Annotated in this window: 13 protein-coding genes; 9 read left to right on the top strand and 4 right to left on the bottom strand. The window is 75.7% G+C overall.

Annotated features, from left to right (window positions below; genetic code table 11):
* Window positions 1-63: 63 nt before the first annotated feature.
* The gene (locus CYJ76_RS04335; protein ID WP_180802207.1) at window positions 64-756 is read right to left on the bottom strand and encodes a GntR family transcriptional regulator; all 693 of its coding nucleotides are present in this window, start codon (window positions 754-756) and stop codon (window positions 64-66) included.
* 164 nt (window positions 757-920) lie between these two features.
* On the opposite strand from CYJ76_RS04335, the gene CYJ76_RS04330 reads away from it, so the two are divergent.
* The 4 genes from CYJ76_RS04330 to CYJ76_RS13155 all read left to right on the top strand — a co-directional run bounded on the left by CYJ76_RS04330 (window position 921) and on the right by CYJ76_RS13155 (window position 4,537).
* The gene (locus CYJ76_RS04330; RefSeq protein WP_101849358.1) at window positions 921-2,210 is read left to right on the top strand and encodes an NRAMP family divalent metal transporter; all 1,290 of its coding nucleotides are present in this window, start codon (window positions 921-923) and stop codon (window positions 2,208-2,210) included.
* A 73-nt stretch (window positions 2,211-2,283) separates the two neighbouring features.
* Window positions 2,284-3,066 carry a LamB/YcsF family protein gene (locus CYJ76_RS04325; protein WP_101849357.1) on the top strand — a complete coding sequence of 261 codons (783 nt, stop codon included), beginning with the start codon at window positions 2,284-2,286 and terminating at the stop codon, window positions 3,064-3,066.
* Window positions 3,066-3,704: a 5-oxoprolinase subunit B family protein gene (locus CYJ76_RS13160; protein ID WP_070704825.1), complete on the top strand. Its 639-nt coding sequence runs from the start codon at window positions 3,066-3,068 to the stop codon at window positions 3,702-3,704. Before CYJ76_RS04325 ends, CYJ76_RS13160 begins: the two co-directional genes overlap by 1 nt.
* Entirely contained in the window at window positions 3,701-4,537 is an 837-nt protein-coding gene (locus tag CYJ76_RS13155) for a 5-oxoprolinase subunit C family protein (protein WP_101849356.1), read from the top strand. The genes CYJ76_RS13160 and CYJ76_RS13155 overlap by 4 nt, the downstream gene beginning before the upstream one ends.
* Window positions 4,538-4,558: 21 nt before the next feature.
* On the opposite strand, the gene CYJ76_RS04310 is transcribed toward CYJ76_RS13155, so the two are convergent.
* Both CYJ76_RS04310 and CYJ76_RS13065 read right to left on the bottom strand, forming a co-directional pair.
* The gene (locus CYJ76_RS04310; protein ID WP_070704819.1) at window positions 4,559-5,164 is read right to left on the bottom strand and encodes a hypothetical protein; all 606 of its coding nucleotides are present in this window, start codon (window positions 5,162-5,164) and stop codon (window positions 4,559-4,561) included.
* A gap of 87 nt (window positions 5,165-5,251) precedes the next feature.
* A complete protein-coding gene (locus CYJ76_RS13065) occupies window positions 5,252-7,072 on the bottom strand; it encodes a helix-turn-helix domain-containing protein (RefSeq protein ID WP_101849355.1) in 1,821 nt (606 codons plus the stop codon).
* Between the two features lie 79 nt (window positions 7,073-7,151).
* Here CYJ76_RS13065 and CYJ76_RS04300 point away from each other — a divergent pair, with 79 nt between their 5' ends.
* The 3 genes from CYJ76_RS04300 (at window position 7,152) to CYJ76_RS04290 (ending at window position 11,333) form a co-directional block, all read left to right on the top strand.
* Entirely contained in the window at window positions 7,152-8,558 is a 1,407-nt protein-coding gene (locus tag CYJ76_RS04300) for an MFS transporter (protein WP_101849354.1), read from the top strand.
* Between the two features lie 113 nt (window positions 8,559-8,671).
* On the top strand, window positions 8,672-10,012 hold the full coding sequence (locus tag CYJ76_RS04295) for an FAD-binding oxidoreductase (protein WP_414467276.1): 1,341 nt from the start codon (window positions 8,672-8,674) through the stop codon (window positions 10,010-10,012).
* A 268-nt stretch (window positions 10,013-10,280) separates the two neighbouring features.
* Window positions 10,281-11,333, top strand: a complete 1,053-nt coding sequence (locus CYJ76_RS04290) for a type IV toxin-antitoxin system AbiEi family antitoxin domain-containing protein (RefSeq protein WP_101849352.1) — start codon at window positions 10,281-10,283, stop codon at window positions 11,331-11,333.
* A 208-nt stretch (window positions 11,334-11,541) separates the two neighbouring features.
* Here CYJ76_RS04290 and CYJ76_RS04285 read toward each other — a convergent pair whose 3' ends face one another.
* Window positions 11,542-13,314: a DEAD/DEAH box helicase gene (locus CYJ76_RS04285; protein ID WP_238138145.1), complete on the bottom strand. Its 1,773-nt coding sequence runs from the start codon at window positions 13,312-13,314 to the stop codon at window positions 11,542-11,544.
* Window positions 13,315-13,739: 425 nt separating this feature from the next.
* Between CYJ76_RS04285 and CYJ76_RS04280 the strand changes: the two genes are divergently transcribed.
* Together CYJ76_RS04280 and CYJ76_RS04275 are read left to right on the top strand one after the other, a co-directional pair.
* Window positions 13,740-16,499: a BTAD domain-containing putative transcriptional regulator gene (locus CYJ76_RS04280; protein WP_180802206.1), complete on the top strand. Its 2,760-nt coding sequence runs from the start codon at window positions 13,740-13,742 to the stop codon at window positions 16,497-16,499.
* Between the two features lie 157 nt (window positions 16,500-16,656).
* Complete coding sequence (locus CYJ76_RS04275; RefSeq protein WP_101849350.1) at window positions 16,657-17,469, top strand: hypothetical protein; 813 nt, start codon at window positions 16,657-16,659, stop codon at window positions 17,467-17,469.
* Window positions 17,470-17,481: the final 12 nt, after the last annotated feature.

Raw genomic sequence — 17,481 nt, 5'->3', positions numbered from 1 at the left:
AGTGACCTGCGCCACGCCCGCTGCACGCGGTGCCGCGGACCGGCGACCGGGCCCCCGTGGCGGTCAGCCCAGGCCCTCGAGGAGCTCGGCCTCGGCGGCCAGCAGGTAGGAGCGCATGTCCCCGGCCGCCTGCTCCCAGGCGCCGTCGCGCATCGTCTCGGCCAGGCTCCGGTTGGTCTCCACGAAGTGGGCGTGGAGCGCACCAGGCAGGTCGAGGGAGCGGAAGGCCAGGCGGGCGTGCGCCAGGAGGGGGGCCGCGGCCGCATCGAGCACCGCCGAGCCACCCAGGCGCACCACGGCGGCGTGGAAGTCCATGTTGAGGTCGCCCACCAAGCGCCACTCCTGGCGCTCCGCGGCGTGGAGGGCACGGGCGGTCACGTCGAGCACCTCGGCCGCGACGCCGGGCCCGCTGAGGGCATGGGTGCGGGCCTGCTCGTGCAGCACGCCGCACTCCAGGATGCGGCGGGCGGTGTAGAGGCGGCGCACGTCCTCGGCGGTGGGGGCGGCCACGAACACGCCACGGTTGGGCTCGTGGCGCACCAGGCCGTCGCCGGCCAGCTCGCGGAAGCCCTCGCGCAGGGTGTTGCGGGAGACCCCCAGCCGGCCGGCCAGGTCCAGCTCCCGGAGATGCTCGCCGGGCCCGATCTCGCCGGCCGTGATCATGGCGCGCACCGCGGCGGCCACCCTCCGGCGGGCGGGCACGGAGGCGTCGGACCTGGCGAGGGACGCTCGGGGGCTCAGGGATTGCGCGGTCATCGCCTGCATTCTGCCCTCCTGGGACGGGGACCGCCTCCGGGCCCCGCGGGAGGACGGACGAGCCGCGACGGGGGCGCCCCATCGGTCAAGGGAGCGTCACGGTTGGGTCACGATCGCCCCGGACCACCTGCACGCATTGTTCAACAATGCCTACGCTACGGCCCATGAACACCCTCGACCCCCAGTCCTCCGGCGGCGCCACGCTCGCCGACGAGGGCACCGGTGGCACCACGGACGCACCCGTCCGCGACCGCAAGGCCACCCGCACCGCACTGCTCGGCGCCATGTTCCTCATGGCCACCAGCGCCATCGGCCCCGGGTTCATCACCCAGACCGGCCAGTTCACCGTCAAGCTCGGCGCCGCGTTCGCCTTCGCGGTGCTCGTGTCGATCCTCATCGACATCGCCCTGCAGCTCAACGTGTGGCGCGTCATCGGCATCAGCGGCCGCCGCGCCCAGGAGCTGGCCAACGAGGTCCTGCCCGGTCTGGGCTGGGTGCTCAGCGCCCTCATCTTCATCGGCGGCCTGGCGTTCAACGTCGGCAACGTCGGCGGCTCGGGGTCCGGCCTCAACATCCTGCTCGGTGTGAGCCCCGCGGTGGGTGCGGCGATCTCCTCGCTGCTGGCCGTGGGCATCTTCCTGAGTGCCTGGGCCGGTGCCGCCATGGACCGCGTCGTGGTCTTCCTCGGCGCGCTGATGATCGCCCTCACGGCCTACGTGATGTTCGTGTCCAAGCCCCCGGTGGGCGAGGCCCTGCAGAACACGGTGGCCCCGAGCACGATCGACGCCACCGTCATCACCACGCTGGTCGGAGGCACCATCGGCGGCTACATCATCTACGCCGGCGCGCACCGCCTGGTGGACTCCGGCAACACCGGCATCGAGGCCGTCCAGGACATCAGCCGCAGCTCCCTGCTGGGCATCCTGGTCACGGGCCTGCTGCGCGGCCTGCTCTTCCTCGCCATCCTCGGCGTGGTGGCCGCCGGCCACGACCTGAGCCAGTCCGCCTCGGTGGCCGGCGACGCCTTCACCATCGCGGCCGGCGACGTGGGCCGACGCCTCTTCGGCCTGGTGTTCTGGGCCGCCGCCATCAGCTCGGTGGTGGGCTGCTCGTACACCACGGTGTCCTTCCTCACCTCCTCCAGCGGGACCTCCACCCGGGTCCGCAACGGCGTCACCATCGCGTTCATCGTGGTGTGCACCGCCATCTTCCTGGGCCTGGGCGCCGCCCCGGCCACCCTGCTGGTGCTGGCCGGCACGCTCAACGGCGTGCTCATCCCGCTGGGCATCGCCGTCATGCTCTGGGTGGCCTGGTTCCGCCGCGACCTGCTGCACGGGTACGTGTACCCCAAGTGGCTGCTGGTCATCGGCTCCGTCGCCTGGCTGGTCACGGTCTGGCTGGCCTACGTGACCGTGAAGGCCAAGTGGCCGGAGCTCGTCGCCCTGTTCAGCTGACACACCCCGCACCATCCCCCGGGCCGGGGCGTCCACACCGACGCCCCGGCCCCACCCACGAGGAGGAGTCCCCATGACCGCCACCATCGACCTCAACGCCGACCTCGGAGAGGGCCTGGGCGCCTGGACCATGGGCGACGACGCGGCCCTCCTGGGCGTCGTGAGCAGCGCCAACGTGGCCACCGGCTTCCACGCCGGTGACCCCACCATCATGCGACGCACCTGTGCCGCGGCCGCCGAGCGCGGCGTGAGCGTGGGCGCCCACGTGGCCTACCGCGACCTGCACGGCTTCGGCCGCCGCGCCCTGGCCGTGGACCCCGAGGACCTCACCGCCGACGTGCTCTACCAGGTCTCCGCCCTGGAGGGCATCGCCCGCGCCGCCGGCACGCAGGTGGCCTACTGCAAGCCGCACGGCGCGCTGTACAACACCATCGCCAAGGACCCCGCGCAGGCCGCCGCCACCGCCGAGGCGCTGGCCGCCTTCCGCCCCGGCCTGACCGTGCTGGGGCTGCCCGGCACCCCCTGGCAGGAGGCCGCCGAGGCCGCCGGGCTGCGCTTCGTGGCCGAGGCCTTCGCCGACCGCGCCTACACCCCGGCCGGCCAGCTCGTCCCCCGCTCCCAGCCCGGGTCGGTGCTGCACGACGTGGACGAGATCACCGCCCGCTGCGTGGCCATGGCCCGTGGCGAGGCCGTCACCGACGTCGAGGGCGGCCAGCTGGTGCTCACCCCCGGGTCCATCTGCGTGCACGGCGACACCCCCGGCGCGGTGGAGATCGCCCGCGCGGCGCGCGCCGCCCTGGAGCAGGCCGGCGTGACCCTCGCCCCCTTCGCAGCCACCCCGGGCCGGGAGGGCTGATGCGCCTCCTCGACTCCGGCACCCGCGCCCTGCTGCTCGACCTCGACGGGCTCGACGACGCCCGCACCTGGCACACCGCACTCACCCGCGCCGTCGGGGCCGGGGAGCTCACCGGCGTGGCCGACGTCGTGCCCGCCGCGAGCACCGTGCTCGTGGTGGCCGCCACCCCCGCCGACGTGCCCGGCCTCCGCGCCGGCATCGAGCAGCTGGCCGAGCGCGGTGTGGACGCCGCGGCCACGGCCGCCGACGACGCCCCGGTGGTGACCGTCCCCGTGGTCTACGACGGCGAGGACCTCGCCGAGGCCGCCGCCGCGCTGGGCATCGAGCCCGCCGAGCTGGTGCGCCGCCACACCTCCGAGGAGTGGACCGTGGCCTTCGCCGGGTTCGCCCCCGGGTTCGGCTACTGCGTGGGCCGCGAGTTCGCCTGGGACACCCCCCGCCGCTCCGAGCCCCGCACCCGCGTGCCCGCCGGGTCGGTGGCCCTGGCCGGGGAGTTCACCGCCGTCTACCCGCAGGACTCCCCCGGTGGCTGGCAGCTCATCGGCCGCACCGACGCCGTCCTGTTCGACCCCGACGCCACCCCGCCCGCCCCGATGCGGGCCGGCGTCCGCATCCGCTTCGAGGAGGTCACCCGATGAGCCTGCGCGTCATCACCCCCGGCCCCCTGACCACCGTGCAGGACCTCGGCCGCCCGGGCCGCTCCGACATCGGCGTGGGCCCCTCGGGCGCGGCCGACCGCGCCGCGGCCGCCCTGGCCAACCGCCTGGTGGGCAACGGCCCCGGCGCGGCGGTGCTGGAGACCACCTTCGGCGGGCTCGAGCTCGAGACCACCACCGACGTCGTGGTGGCCGTCACCGGCGCCCCCTGCCCCGGCGCCCCGATGTCGTCGACCACCCGGCTGCGCGCCGGCCAGCGGCTCACGCTGGGCACCCCGGCGACGGGGCTGCGCACCTACGTGGCCGTGCGCGGCGGCATCGACGTGGAGCCGGTGCTCGGCTCGCGGAGCACCGACCTGCTGGCCCGGCTGGGCCCCGACCCGCTGGCCGAGGGCGACGAGCTGCCGGTGGGCGACGACCAGGACCCCGAGCTGTACGGCGTGGACTGCGCCCCCGCCCCCACCCCCACCGGCGACGTGGTGCGCCTGCCGCTGGTGCGTGGACCGCGCGACGACTGGTTCGGCGACGCCGGGTGGGCCGACCTCACCGGCCGCACGTGGACCGCCTCGCGCAACAGCAACCGCGTGGGCCTGCGCCTGGAGGGCGAGCCGCTGCGACGGGAGCGCGAGGGCGAGCTGGCCAGCGAGGGCATGACCCGCGGCGCCGTGCAGGTGCCGCCCAGCGGCGAGCCCGTGGTCTTCCTGGCCGACCACCCCATCACCGGTGGGTACCCCGTCATCGGGTACGTGTGCGACGAGGCGCTCGACCTGGCCGCGCAGGTGCGCCCCGGGCAGGGCGTGCGCTTCCTCGGCTGAGGCCGGGCGCCGTGAGGGGTGTCAGCGGGCGTCGGCGCGCAACTGCGCGGACACCTGCTCCACGGCCGGCTCCCAGGCCTGGCCGGTGAGACGGGCGAGCTGGCGCACCATCATCGCGAAGTAGGCGTGGAGCCGGCCGAAGGCGACCCCGAAGCCCAGCTCCCGCCCCAGCTCAGCCAGGCGCTCCTGGCCGGCCCTCCCGCCCAGCGCGGCACCCAGCAGGGCCAGCGACTCGGCCTGGTGACCGGCGCGCTCGCGCTCCTGCTCGTCGGTGGAGTCCAGCATCCGGCGGGTCAGCTCACCGAAGGTGTCCTGGATGGCACCGCCCACCACGAGCTGGTCGGGGGTGGTGCCCAGCGCGCGGCCCAGGGCGACCGGGTCCGGCAGCCAGCCGCGCTGCTCGTCGGTGAGGGACTCCCCACGGTCCACCAGCTCGCGGGCCACGCGGATCTGCGCGGCGTGCGCGGCCATGGCCGTCAGGAAGAGCACCGCCGGCTGGCCGAGGCGGTCCCCCAGGGCCAGCACCTGCTCGTGGGAGAGGCTCGGGTCGCCCAGCACGTGCACCACGTCCTGCAGCAGCTCGGCGGTGGTGGCGCGCTCGGTGGCGTCGGGGGTCTGCTCGGTCATGGGTGGCTCCGATGGGGGCTGGCGCGGCGTCCGCCGCGGACCGGGCGGCGTGCCCGGCGCGGGCGGGAGGGGCGGGTCGCGTGGAGCCTACGCCCCCTCCTCGAGGGCGGCACGCGCCTCGGTGAGCCGCAGCAGGACGTGCAGCTCCAGCGCCCGGCCGGGGCGCCGCCAGTCCGCGCCGATCAGCCCGTCCACGACCGCCAGGCGCTGGTAGACGGTGTTCACGTGCACCCCCAGGGCCGATGCGGTGGCCCCCGGGCTGCCGCCGCAGTCCAGGAAGGCCGCCATGGTGCCCAGCAGCGGCACCCCGCGGCGCGCCTCGTGGGCCCGGACCTCGCCGAGCTGCCGCTCGAAGGCCTCCCGCAGGCGGCCACGCCCGGCGTCGCCGAGCAACAGCCGGTGCAGCCCCACGTCCTGCGGCCCCACCACCGCCCGGGTCTCGCCGAGGGAGCGCAGCGCCTTCATGGTCTCCACCGCCTCGGTGTAGGCCGCCCGCAGCCCGTCCACCGGCACCACCGGGGCGCTCACCGACGCCAGCAGGTCGGCCGGGCGCAGCACGTCGGCCACCGCCTCGGGGCCCGCGGGCACCACGAGCACCGCGTCCTGCCGGTGCCCCAGCACGGCCGTGCCCCGCGGCAGCCGGCGCAGCCACTCCGGCGGGTCCTCGGCCGCCGCGCCCTGCCCGTCCACGATGACGACCACGTGGCGCCGCCGCGGGTCGAGCCCCGCCAGCCGGAGCTCGGCCGGGTCCACCTCCTCGTCCTCCCGCGTGGTGAGCAGCTCCAGCAGGTGCAGGGTGCGGGCACGCCCCGCAGCCTGGGCCGTGGCCTGCTGGGCCATCAGCGTGAGCGCCACCGTGGGGGCGGCGCGTTCCAGGGCCACCCGGGCGGACTCCTCCGAGAGCGGGGTGGCCGGGACCAGCCAGCCCAGCAGGCGCCCGGCGGCCTCCACCGCGTGGGCGTCGGCGGGCGGGCCACCGGGGGACCCGGCCGGCAGGAGCTCCACCGCCGTGCCCACCGCGGTGCCCACCTCCGTGAGCAGCTCGTCCACGCCCCCGCCACGCAGCACCACCTCGCGCAGCTGCTCGTCCCAGGAGAGGCTGCGCGCCAGCCGTTCCGAGCGCTGGTCGAGCTCGTCGCGAGCCTCGGCCAGGCGGGCCATGCGGTCGGCATTGTCCAACGCGATGCCGGCGTGGAGCGCCAGCGCGCACAGCAGCGTTACCTCGTCCTCCGGGAAGTCCCGGTGGCTGCGCACCCCGGCGAACAGGGCCCCGACCGCCCGGCCCCGCACCAGCAGCGGCGCCCCGAGCACGGAGTGCATGTTCTCGGCACGGGCGGCGGCGTCCGCCGTCTCGGAGTGGGTGAAGCCGGCATCGTGCTGGTAGTCGGCGCTCCACCGCGGCCGGGCGTGGCGGATCACCCACCCGGCCACCCCGTGCCCCAGGGAGAGCTCCACACCCACCAGCTCGGGGGTGATGTTGCCGTCGCTCACCTCGATGCGGAGCACCTCCCGGTCGCCCTCCCCGTGGAGCAGGGCCAGGTAGGCCAGGTCCACCCGGAGCAGCTGCCGGGCGTGCGCCACCACCTGCGGCAGCAGGTCCTGCGGCGAGCGCATGCTCGAGAGCCGGCCCGCGATGTCGCTCAGCGCACCGAGCTCACCGGCCCGCCGGGCCCGCTGCTGCAGGCGGGCGCTGACCTCCAGCGCCTGCACGGTCTGCGCGGCCCCCTGCGGCCCCAGACCGCGCCCGTGGGCCATGAGCTCGGCCACCGAGGCGTCGCGCAGGAGCAGGGACAGCCAGCCCTCGCCGCCGGGCACGGCCTCGTCGGCCGCCCCCTCGTCCCGGTGCGGATCCGGACTCACCGGCGGGGTGGAGGGATCCTCCACCGACTCGGTCTCACGACGTTGCATCTCACCATTGTGCGCCGGCGCACACACTCCTAGCGTTCAGGCCACCTCAGCCCGCCCCGCGCACACACCGGGAGCCCCCATGAACCCCTCGGACGCACCGCCGGTCCCCTCCGCCCTGGAACGGCGCACCCTGCGCAAGGTCACCCTGCGCCTCATCCCGTTCCTCATCGCGCTGTACTTCGTCAACTACCTCGACCGCACCAACATCGGCTTCGCCGGCCCCAACGGCATGAACGCCGAGCTGGGCCTGACCGCCACCATGTTCGGCCTGGCCTCCGGCATCTTCTTCGCCGGCTACCTGCTGCTCGAGGTGCCCAGCAACCTGGCGCTCCACCGCTTCGGCGCGCGCCGCTGGCTGGCCCGCATCATCGTGTCCTGGGGCGTCCTGGCCAGCCTCATGGCCTTCGTCCCCGGCGCCGGCTGGCTCTACGTCCTGCGCTTCCTGCTGGGTGTGGCCGAGGCCGGCTTCTTCCCCGGCATCATCCTGTACCTGACCTACTGGTTCCCGGCCCGCGAGCGCGCCCGCGCCACGGCGCTCTTCCTGCTGGCCATCCCCCTGTCCACCGTGGTGGGCACGCCCCTGTCGGCCTTCCTGGTCAGCACGGGCGACGGCATCGCCGGCCTCTCCGGGTGGCGTTTCATGTACCTCATGGAGGGCGTGCCGGCCGTGCTGCTCGGCGTCGTGTGCTGGTTCCTGCTCACCGACCGCCCCGAGCAGGCGCAGTGGCTGGAGCCCGAGGAGCGCGACTGGCTGGCCGCCGAGATGGCCCGCGAGCAGGCCACCACCGGCGAGCGCTTCCACTACCCGCTGCGCCGCACCCTGCTCGACGGCCGCGTCTGGGCCCTGGCCTTCGTCTACTTCGGCACCACCTACGGCCTGTACGCCATGAACTTCTTCCTGCCCACCATCATCGCCGGGTTCCAGCAGACCTTCGGGGTGAAGTACTCGGTCATGCAGATCGGGCTCATCACGGCCATCCCGTTCGCCTTCGCCGCCGTGGCGATGGTGCTCTGGGCCCGGCACGCCGACCGCACCGGCGAGCGCGTGTGGCACCTCGTGCTACCCCTGCTGCTGGGCGGCGTGGTGATCCCCGCCGCCCTGTACCTGAACTCGCCGTTCACCGCGATGGCGGCCGTGACCGTGGTGTGCATGTGCATCTGCGCCGCGCTGCCCAACTTCTGGCCCCTGCCCACGCACTTCCTCTCCGGCGCGGCGGCCGCCGGCGGCATCGCCCTCATCAACTCCGTGGGCAACGCCAGCGGGTTCGCCGCCCCGTATGTCACCGGGTGGTTGGCCGACCTGACCGGCACCCAGAACGCGAGCATGTGGGTGGTGGGCGGCGTCATGCTGGCCGCCGCGGCCACCGTGCTGGCGCTCAAGGCGTCGCCGGCCCCCGACGCGGGGCAGGCCGCCGGTCACCACCAGACCGCCCCCACCACGCCCGAGACCGTCCTCGACACCCCCACCCCGGAGGCCGCCCGATGACCGACCCGACCACCGCCACCCAGCCCGCCCCCGACGCCGCCGCACTGACCGCCCTGCTGCAGTCCGAGCTGGCCCCGGCCCTCTCGGACGGCGCGCTCGCCCTCGACGCCGACGTGGTGGCCGCCCACTCGGCCGACACCGCCCTGTTCTGCCCCGCCGAGGGCGCCGTGGCGCTGGTGCGCGCCCGCTCCACCGAGGACGTCCAGGCCACCCTGCGCTTCGCCCACGCCCACCACGTGCCGGTGGTGCCGCAGGGCGCGCGCACCGGCATCAGCGGCGGGGCCAACGCGGTGCCCGGCTGCATCCTGCTCAACCTGGCCGGCATGGACCGCATCCTGGAGGTGGACGCCGCCGAGCAGACCGCCACCGTGCAGCCCGGCGTCATCAACCAGGCCCTCAAGGACCACCTCCGCGAGCACGGCCTGGCCTACCCGCCGGACCCCGGCTCGGTGGCCATCAGCAGCATCGGCGGCAACGTGGCCACCAACGCCGGCGGGCTGTGCTGCGTCAAGTACGGCGTCACCCGCGACTACGTGCGCCAGCTCAAGGTGGTGCTGGCCGACGGGTCCCTTGCCACCCTGGGACCGCGCACCGCCAAGGGCGTGGCCGGCCTGGACCTGCGCGGGCTGTTCATCGGCTCCGAGGGGACGCTCGGCGTGGTGGTGGAGGTGACCCTGCGCCTCGTGCCGCAGCTGGCGCCGCCGCTCACGGCGGTGGCCACCTTCCCCTCCGAGGCCGTGGCCGCCGGCGTGGTGGCCGAGTTCATGGCCACCGGCGCACGGCCCAGCATGGTGGAGATGCTCGACGGCGCCACCCTGGGCATGCTCAACGACTACGGCGACTTCGGCCTGGACGCCGGGGCCGGCGCGATGCTGCTGGTGCAGTCCGACGGGTCGGGCGACCCCGCATCGGCCCAGCGGGAGGTGGAGGAGTTCGCCCGGATCGCCGAGGAGGCCGGCGCGCTGGACGTGGGCTTCACCGACGACCCGGCCGACAGCGAGGCCATGGTGGCCACGCGCCGCCTGGCCCAGCCGGCCTACGAGAAGTACGCGATGGCGCACGGCGGCGGGCAGCTGCTGGACGACATCTGCCTGCCGCGGGCGCGGATGGCCGAGTTCTTCGAGCGGCTGGCCGAGGTGCGGGCGGAGTCCGGCGCGACCGTGGCCGTGGTGGCCCACGCGGGCGACGGCAACCTGCACCCGGCCGTCTTCTTCGATGCCGGCGACCCCGCCGAGGTGGCCCGGGCGGAGCGGGCGTTCGAGCAGCTCATGGAGCTGGGGCTGGCGCTCGGCGGCACCATCACCGGCGAGCACGGGGTGGGCTACCTCAAGCGTGAGTGGCTGGCCCGCGAGCTGGACCCGGCCACGCAGGCCATGCACCGCGCGGTCAAGCAGGCGCTGGACCCGCTCGGCATCCTCAACCCGGGCAAGATGCTGGCGGCGCTGGACGGCTGAGCCGCGCGCCGGGGCGCGGGGGCGCGGGGGCGCACCCGCTCTCGATCCCCATGCCGGGGCGCCCCTCGCCGCACGCGAATGGTGCTGGCAGCACGGGAAGTTCCCCGTGCGGCCAGCACCTTCCCCGTGCCGCGTGAGCTTTCCCGTGTCCCGCGCCCACCCGGCCCCTGTGGACGAGCGCGGTGCCGGCAGCCCGCCCCTCCCACCATCCCCAGCCCCTGTCCGACCACCCCGCGGGCACGGGTCCGCAGCCGGCACCCTGCCCGCCATGACCTCACCCACCGGTGCGCCATCGCACGCCGCTTCCCTCCCGGGCCTGGACACCGTGCTGGCCCGGCACGGCGGCACTGCAACGACATCGGACCTGGCGATGCTGGGAGCCACCCCGGCCCAGGTGCGTCGCCTGGTGGCCCGGCGCACCCTCGTGCGAGTGGGGCGGGGTGCGTACGTCGAGGGGGCGCTCCTCCACGGCGCGCGACCACACCGGGCCCATGCCCTGCGGGCCCTCGCCGTCGGCCGCACCTGGCCCGAGGGCACGGCGGTGAGCCACGACTCGGCTGCTCTCCTGCTGCAGCTGCCTGTCCTCGGCCGGGTGGGACTGGTCCACGGCACCCGCACCCGGCACGGGGTCTCGCGGGCACGGTCCGGCGCCGTCCTCCACGGCGGGCGCCTGCACCGTCCCCCGGAGGAGATCAGCGGGTGCCCGGTGGCGACGGCCGCAGAGGCCGCCGCCGGGGTGGCGTCCCTGCACGGCTGCGATGCCGCGGTGGCCGTCCTCGACGCGGCGCTCCACCGGCGGCTCCAGCACGAGCGCATGGTCGCCGGGGAGATCCCCTGGGACCCCTCCCGGCTGTGGGAGGGCGAGTGGCTGTGGGGGCGCGGGCGGCCACCCGGCACCACGTCGATGGAGGAGGTGCACGCGGTGCTGGCCTCCCGCCGGGGCCATCGCGTGGCGCCCCTCCTGCGCACCGCCGCGGGGTTGGTGGACCCGGCGTGCGAGTCAGTCGGCGAGACCCGCGCCCGGTTGCTGCTGTGGCGACTCGGCTACCGGGTGCGATCCCAGGTGGAGCTGCGCGATGCGGTGGGACGGCTCGTGGCGCGCGTGGACTTCGCCCTCGAGGACGAGGCCGTGGCCATCGAGTTCGACGGGATGGAGAAGTACGAGCGCTACGGCCGCACGCCGGCGGAGGACAAACGTCGCGACCTGGCGATCCGCGACCTGGGGTTCGAGCCGGTGCACGTCGGCTGGGACCATCTGGGGCACCCCGAGGCCGTGCGGCGACTGGTCGAGGACGCCCGCCGGACGGTGCGGGCACGGTGAGTGGGGCCGGAGGGGTGGTGCCGCACGGGACAGCGTGACCGGACGGGCCGTGCCGCACGGGAAACCCCACCGGGCACGGAAAAGGTGCTGGCCGCACGGGAAGTTCCCCGTGTGGCCAGCACCTTTCCCGTGCGGTGCGAGGTTTCGCGTGTCAGGCGGTCACGCGGTCACGCCGAGGCACTGGTGTCTCGCGCACGACGTGACGAGGTCAGCCGCGGGCACGGCGGGGGCCCTGCGCGCGACCGCCACCGGAGCGCTGGCCACGGCTGCCGCCCCGGCCGCCGTCACCTCGGGCCGGACGCTGGCCGCGGCTCGCACCGGAGCCGCCGCAGGTGCGGCCGCCTCGGCCTCCCTGGCTGCCACGCGCACCCTCACCACGCGCCGGGTGGGCACCCTCACCACGACCACCGGGTCCGCCCTCGCCGCGGGCCGGGCGGGCCGACTCGATGTGGCGGCGCTCCCGGGGTGCCCGCTCGCCGCGGGCCGAGGACTCCGAGGTGTAGCGCACCGGGCCGCCCTCACGGCGGGCGGAGCGCTGGCCACGGCTGCCACCCCGGCCGCCACCACCAGCCCGGCGCTGGCCGCGACCGGCGCCCCCTCGGCCACCGGCCGCGTCGGCACCGGCACCACCCGCGCCGCGCCCGCCACGGCGACGGCCCCGGCCGCCACCCGAGCCCACACCGGACCCGGACCCCGAGCTGCCGCCCGAGCCGCCACGTCCCTGCGCCGGCGGCGTCGTCGCGGCCACCAGCTCGGCGGCGTCGCGGTACTCCCGCTCCCCGGGCACCACCTCCTGCAGCACCGGCGCCCCGGGCACGGCCGCGGTCTGCGTCACCGGCCGGATCCTCGCGGCCCGCATCAGCGAGCGCACCTCGTCGCGCTGGTCCGGCAGCATCAGCGTCACCACGGTGCCCTCGGCGCCGGCGCGGGCGGTGCGCCCGGAGCGGTGCAGGTACGCCTTGTGCTCGGCGGGCGGGTCGGCGTGCACCACCAGGGCGATGTCGTCCACGTGGATGCCGCGCGCCGCGATGTCGGTGGCCACGAGGGTGGAGGCGACGCCCTCGGTGAACGCGGCCAGGTTCCGCTGGCGGGCGTTCTGCGAGAGGTTGCCGTGCAGGTCCACGCTCGGCACCCCGTTGGCGGTGAGCTGCTTGGCCAGCTTCTTGGCCCCGTACTTGGTACGGGTGAACACCACGGTGCGGCCGGGTGCCGCGGCCAGCTCGCGCAGCACGGGCAGCTTGTCGTCCTTGGCCACCTCCAGCACGTGGTGGGTCATCGTGGCCACGGGCGACTGAGCGGAGTCGGCCTCGTGCGTCACCGGCTGGCTCAGGAAGCGGTCGGCGATCACCTTGATGCCGCCGTCGAGCGTGGCGCTGAACAGCAGCTTCTGACCGTCGCGCGGGGTGGCGGCCAGCAGGCGCTTCACGCCGGGCAGGAACCCCAGGTCGGCCATGTGGTCGGCCTCGTCGAGCACCGCGATGCCGGCGTCGCGCAGGTCGCAGTGCCCCTGGCCGATGAGGTCCTCCAGGCGGCCGGGGCAGGCGATGAGCACGTCCACGCCCTTGCGCAGCGCGGTCACCTGCGGGTTCTGCCCCACGCCACCGAAGACGACGGTGGTGGTCAGGCGCTCGGCGTCGGCCAGCGGCCTGATGGCGCGCTCGATCTGGCTGGCGAGCTCCCGGGTGGGGGCCAGCACCAGCGCCCGGGGACGGCCCGGGGCGGGGCGGCGGCGGTCGGCGGCCAGGCGCGCCACCAGCGGCAGCCCGAACGCCAGCGTCTTGCCCGACCCGGTGCGGCCGCGGCCGAGCACGTCACGGCCGGCCAGGGAGTCCGGCAGGGTGGCGGCCTGGATGGGGCTGGGGGTGGTGATGCCGGCCTCGGCCAGCACGGCCACGAGGGAGGCGGGTAGCCCGAGGGCGTCGAACGAGGTGGGCGCGGCCACAGGGCGGGTCGCGGAGGAGGACACGGAGGAGTGGGGCACGGGGCACCGTCGATTCTCGCTGGAAGGTCACGCAGGCCCCGGTCGAGGGGCAGGCGGCGTCTCGCGCAGCACGCGGCTCCGGGCGGGGCCGGCACGGGGCCGGGCTCAGCGGGGCCCTCTCGCAGGGCCGGGGAACGACGCGGCAGGTGCGTCGGCCGGGGGCCGGACGTCATCGCCAAAGGGCCCGCGGCAAGACAGGGCGGGCCAGATGACGGACAGCCTACCCGGCCGCGCCGCGTCCCCCGGCCCCCCCCTGTCATATCGCTGTCGCACCCCGCTGATCCACCCACCGTCGCATGGCCCTGCCGCGGATTGTGGAGCAATCTCTGCCAGCATCCCTGATGCAGGCCCCGCCCGGCCCCCGACCGGCCGTGACGGACCCCACCCGCCCACCACCCGACGACCGACCGATGGAGGAACCCGGCATGCAGCTGTCCGTGCTCGGCCCCCTCGAGGTGGTGGGCGAGGACGACCGGGAGGTCTCGCTCGCCCTGCGGGAGGTGCGCATCCTCGAGCTGCTCGCGGCCGCGGCCCCCCACCAGGTGCCCACCGAGGAGATCATCGCCGCCCTCTGGCCGCAGGACCCCCCGGGGACGGCCCGCAACCAGGTGCAGGGGTGCGTCGGCCGCATCCGGCGCGCGGCCGGCGGCGCAGGGGTCCCGATGGTGGACACCACCTCGCGCGGCTACCGCCTCTCCCCCTCGGTGGACCTGGACCTCCGCCGCTACCGCGAGCTGGCCCGGGCGGGGCGCGAAGCCGCTGCGGCCGGCCTCACCGAGCAGGCCATCACCCACCTGGCCGCCGCCATGGGCACCTGGCGCAGCCGCCCCTTCCCCGACTCGCTGGCCGGCACGCGCGCGTCGGGCCTCTCGGCGCAGCTGCGCGCCGAGCACCTCGACCTGTGCGAGCTGCGCTGGTCGCTCACCTCCCGCACCGAGCCGGAGCGCGCCGTCGCCGAGCTCGAGCGGATGGTGACGCTCAGCCCGCTGCGCGAGAGCGCCTGGGGCGAGCTGATGTGCGCCCTGGCCCGGTCGGGCAAGACCGCCGAGGCCCTGGGGGTCTTCGCCCGGCTGCGCACCACGCTGCGCGACGCACTGGGCACCGTGCCCTCGGAGACCCTGCAGACCCTCCACACCCGCATCCTGCGGGGCGAGGACGCAGGGTCGCTCTGGGCCGAGCCCGCCGGCACCTGCAGCAACCTGCCGCCCACGGCGGAGCTGTTCGTGGGCCGCGCCGCGCTGCAGGACGCGATGCGGGCCCACCTCGTGGCCGACGGGGAACGCCGGGTGGTGGCACTGCACGGCCCCCGGGGCATCGGCCGCACGTCGCTCGCGGTACGGGTGGCCGGCACGCTCGCGGACACCTTCCGCGACGGCGTGCTGTACGTCTCGGCGCGCGGCCAGGCCGAGGAGGCCCGCAGCGCCCGCTGGGTGCTCGCCGAGCTGCTCACCCAGACCGGTGCCGAGCGGGCGGAGCTCCCCGAGGACGAAGCAGCACTGCGCACCGCGCTGGGCCGGCGCCTGACCGGCCGCCGCGTGCTGCTCGTGCTGGACGACCTGCGCGATGCCGGGCAGGTGCGCCGGGTGCTGCCCGACGGGCCGGTGCACGCCGTGGTGACCAGCCTGCGCCCACTCCCGGAGCTGGACGACGCCCTCGTGCGCCGGGTGCCCCCGCTGACCCGCGAGGAGTCGCTGGACCTGCTGCGCGGGCTGCTGGGGGCCGAGCGGGTGGACGGCCAGGAGCGGCTGGCCCTCGCCGTGGCCCGGGCCTGCCGCCACAACCCGCTGGCGCTGCGGGTGGCCACCCAGCACATGCGCTCCCACACCGGCTGGGGACTGGAGGTGCTGCTGGACCGGGTGACCACGGTGGGCCAGCCCCTGCCGGAGCTGTCCGTGCGCGGGGTGGACCCGGCAGCGGACGTGGCGGCCGCGGCCGCGGACCTGCCCCCCGAGGCCGCCGACCTGCTGCCGCTGCTGCACCTGCTGGGCGAGGAGTCCTTCCCCGGGTGGGCGGTCGGCGCACTGGCGGGCCGGTGCGAGTGGTTCGACCTCCTGGACCAGCTGGTGGAGCGCGACCTGCTCCACGACCAGGGGGTGGACGGGCTGGGGCAGCCCCGCTTCGTGGTCCCGCCGCTCACCGCGGCGGTCTCCCGCGAGCGCGCCGAGGACGTGGACCCCGCCCTCCTGCGGGAGGCGGCAGGCCGTCTGGCGCGCACCTGGTGGTGGGCGGTGGACTCGGCGGTGGTGGCGGTGCCGCTCACCCTGCACCACCCGGGCGTGGCCCTGCCCGCGGTGGACGTGCCGGCCCCGGAGACCGAGCTGGACGCCGGGGCCCAGCGTGCGCTGCGCTCGGGCCGGGAGTGGTTGCACTGCGAGCACCGCAGCGCCATGGCCGCGGTGCACTGCGCCGCCGACCACGGCTGGCCCGAACTGGCGGCACGCCTCACCACAGCCCTGGAGCCCTTCTTCGACTACCGCTGGATGCACGACGAGTGGGAGCAGGTGGTGGACCGCAGCCTGGAGGCGCTCGAGGAGGGCGACGGCCCCGGCCTCGAGATGGCGCAGGCCAGGATGCTCATCACCTCGGCGCAGCTGCACGCCTACCGGGGACGTTACGAGGCCACGCAGCAGCGGGCCCGTCAGGCACTGGACCTCTTCGAGAGGGCGGGGGTGGCGGACGGCTGCGCCCTGGCGCACCTGGCCCTGGCCGTGGCGCTGCGCGAGACGCACCACCCGCAGGAGGCGCTGGAGCACGTGCAGCAGGCCGCCGGCGCCAGCTCGCTGCACGTGCGGGCGGTGGCGCTCTCGGTGTGGGGCGGGCTGCTGCACCGGGCCGGCCAGCACGAGGAGGCCCTCACGCTGTACGACCGCTCCGTGGCCGATGCCACCGAGGTGGGCGACGACCACCGGCTGGCCCAGGCGCTGCGGGGGCGCAGCACGGTGCTGCACGCGCTGGGGCGCACCCCGGCCGCGCTGGCCGAGGCGGAGCGAAGCGCCGGGCTGTTCGACCGGCTGGGGGACGAGGGCTGCCTCGCCCACGCCCTGCGGGTGCTGGCCCGGCTGCGGGGTGAGACCGGGAACACCGCCGGGGCGGATGCCGCGCACCGCCGCGCCGATGCGCTGTACCTGGCCGTCGGCCGGCCCGGGACGCGGGGCCCGTTCGACGTGGCGGCCGGGTACCGCTGAGGCGCCTCTGGGCCCGCACGGACCCCTCGTCCTGTCCCTTCGCTGTCATTCACCTGTCACGCACCCGCAGCGCCCGGAAATCCCCGCCATTCCGCCATGAGCGGTGCCATGCGACTGTCATCATGCGCGGGACCATCCCCTCACCCCAGGAGTTCTCGTGCGCACTGCTGCCCGCCACCTGACCCTCGCCCTGGCGCTCACCACCCTCGCCGCCTGCTCGGGCGGCGACGAGCAGGCCGGTGACCTGCCGGATGCACCTCCCAAGGTGGAGACCGCCCCGGCCAAGAGCCCGTCCGAGACCACCCCGGAGGCCCCGGCCTCGGAGGACGACGGGGCCCCGGCGTCCAGCGCGCCCACCACCTCGGCCCAGGAGAGCCCCACCGACGAGCCAGCCGCCACGTCCCCGGGGTCGGTCACGGCCTCCCCCACGGACTCCGGACCCGCCGGTGACCAGGGCGCCTCCCCCTCCTCGGCCCCGGCCAGCTCGGCCACCTCGTCCTCCCCGACGTCCTCGAGCGCGCCGAAGTCCCCCGCCCCGAGCAGCCCCACTGCGGAGGACCCGCTGGCCGGGTACGAGCGCGTCTCGTTCCTCATGGAGTCGGAGAACGTCGGTTGCGACATCACGGCCGAGGGCGTGAGCTGCGAGATCGACGTCACCGAGTACAGCGCGGCCCAGGAGCCGGACTGCGTCGGCGAGCTCTCCGTGTCCGGGAACGACCGCCCCACGTGGAACTGCGGCGGCCACGCCCTCGGGCACGGTCGCACCAACGACGGTGGCGAGTGGGTGGACGTCCTGCCCGTCGGCAAGACCAAGGTCATCAAGGGCGAGGTCTACAGCATCCTGTCCTGGGGCGACAGCCTCACCTTCAAGGGCACCACCTGCCACAGCAAGGACACGGGTGTCGAGTGCACCCGCAAGGCGTCCGGCCACGGGTTCCGCCTGGCCAAGAAGGACTACGACCTCTGGTGACGCCCCGGGCCA

The sequence above is a fragment of the Kytococcus schroeteri genome (assembly GCF_002847825.1).
GTDB classification, from domain to species: domain Bacteria; phylum Actinomycetota; class Actinomycetes; order Actinomycetales; family Dermatophilaceae; genus Kytococcus; species Kytococcus schroeteri.
This window is presented reverse-complemented; position numbering and strand designations above follow the sequence as displayed.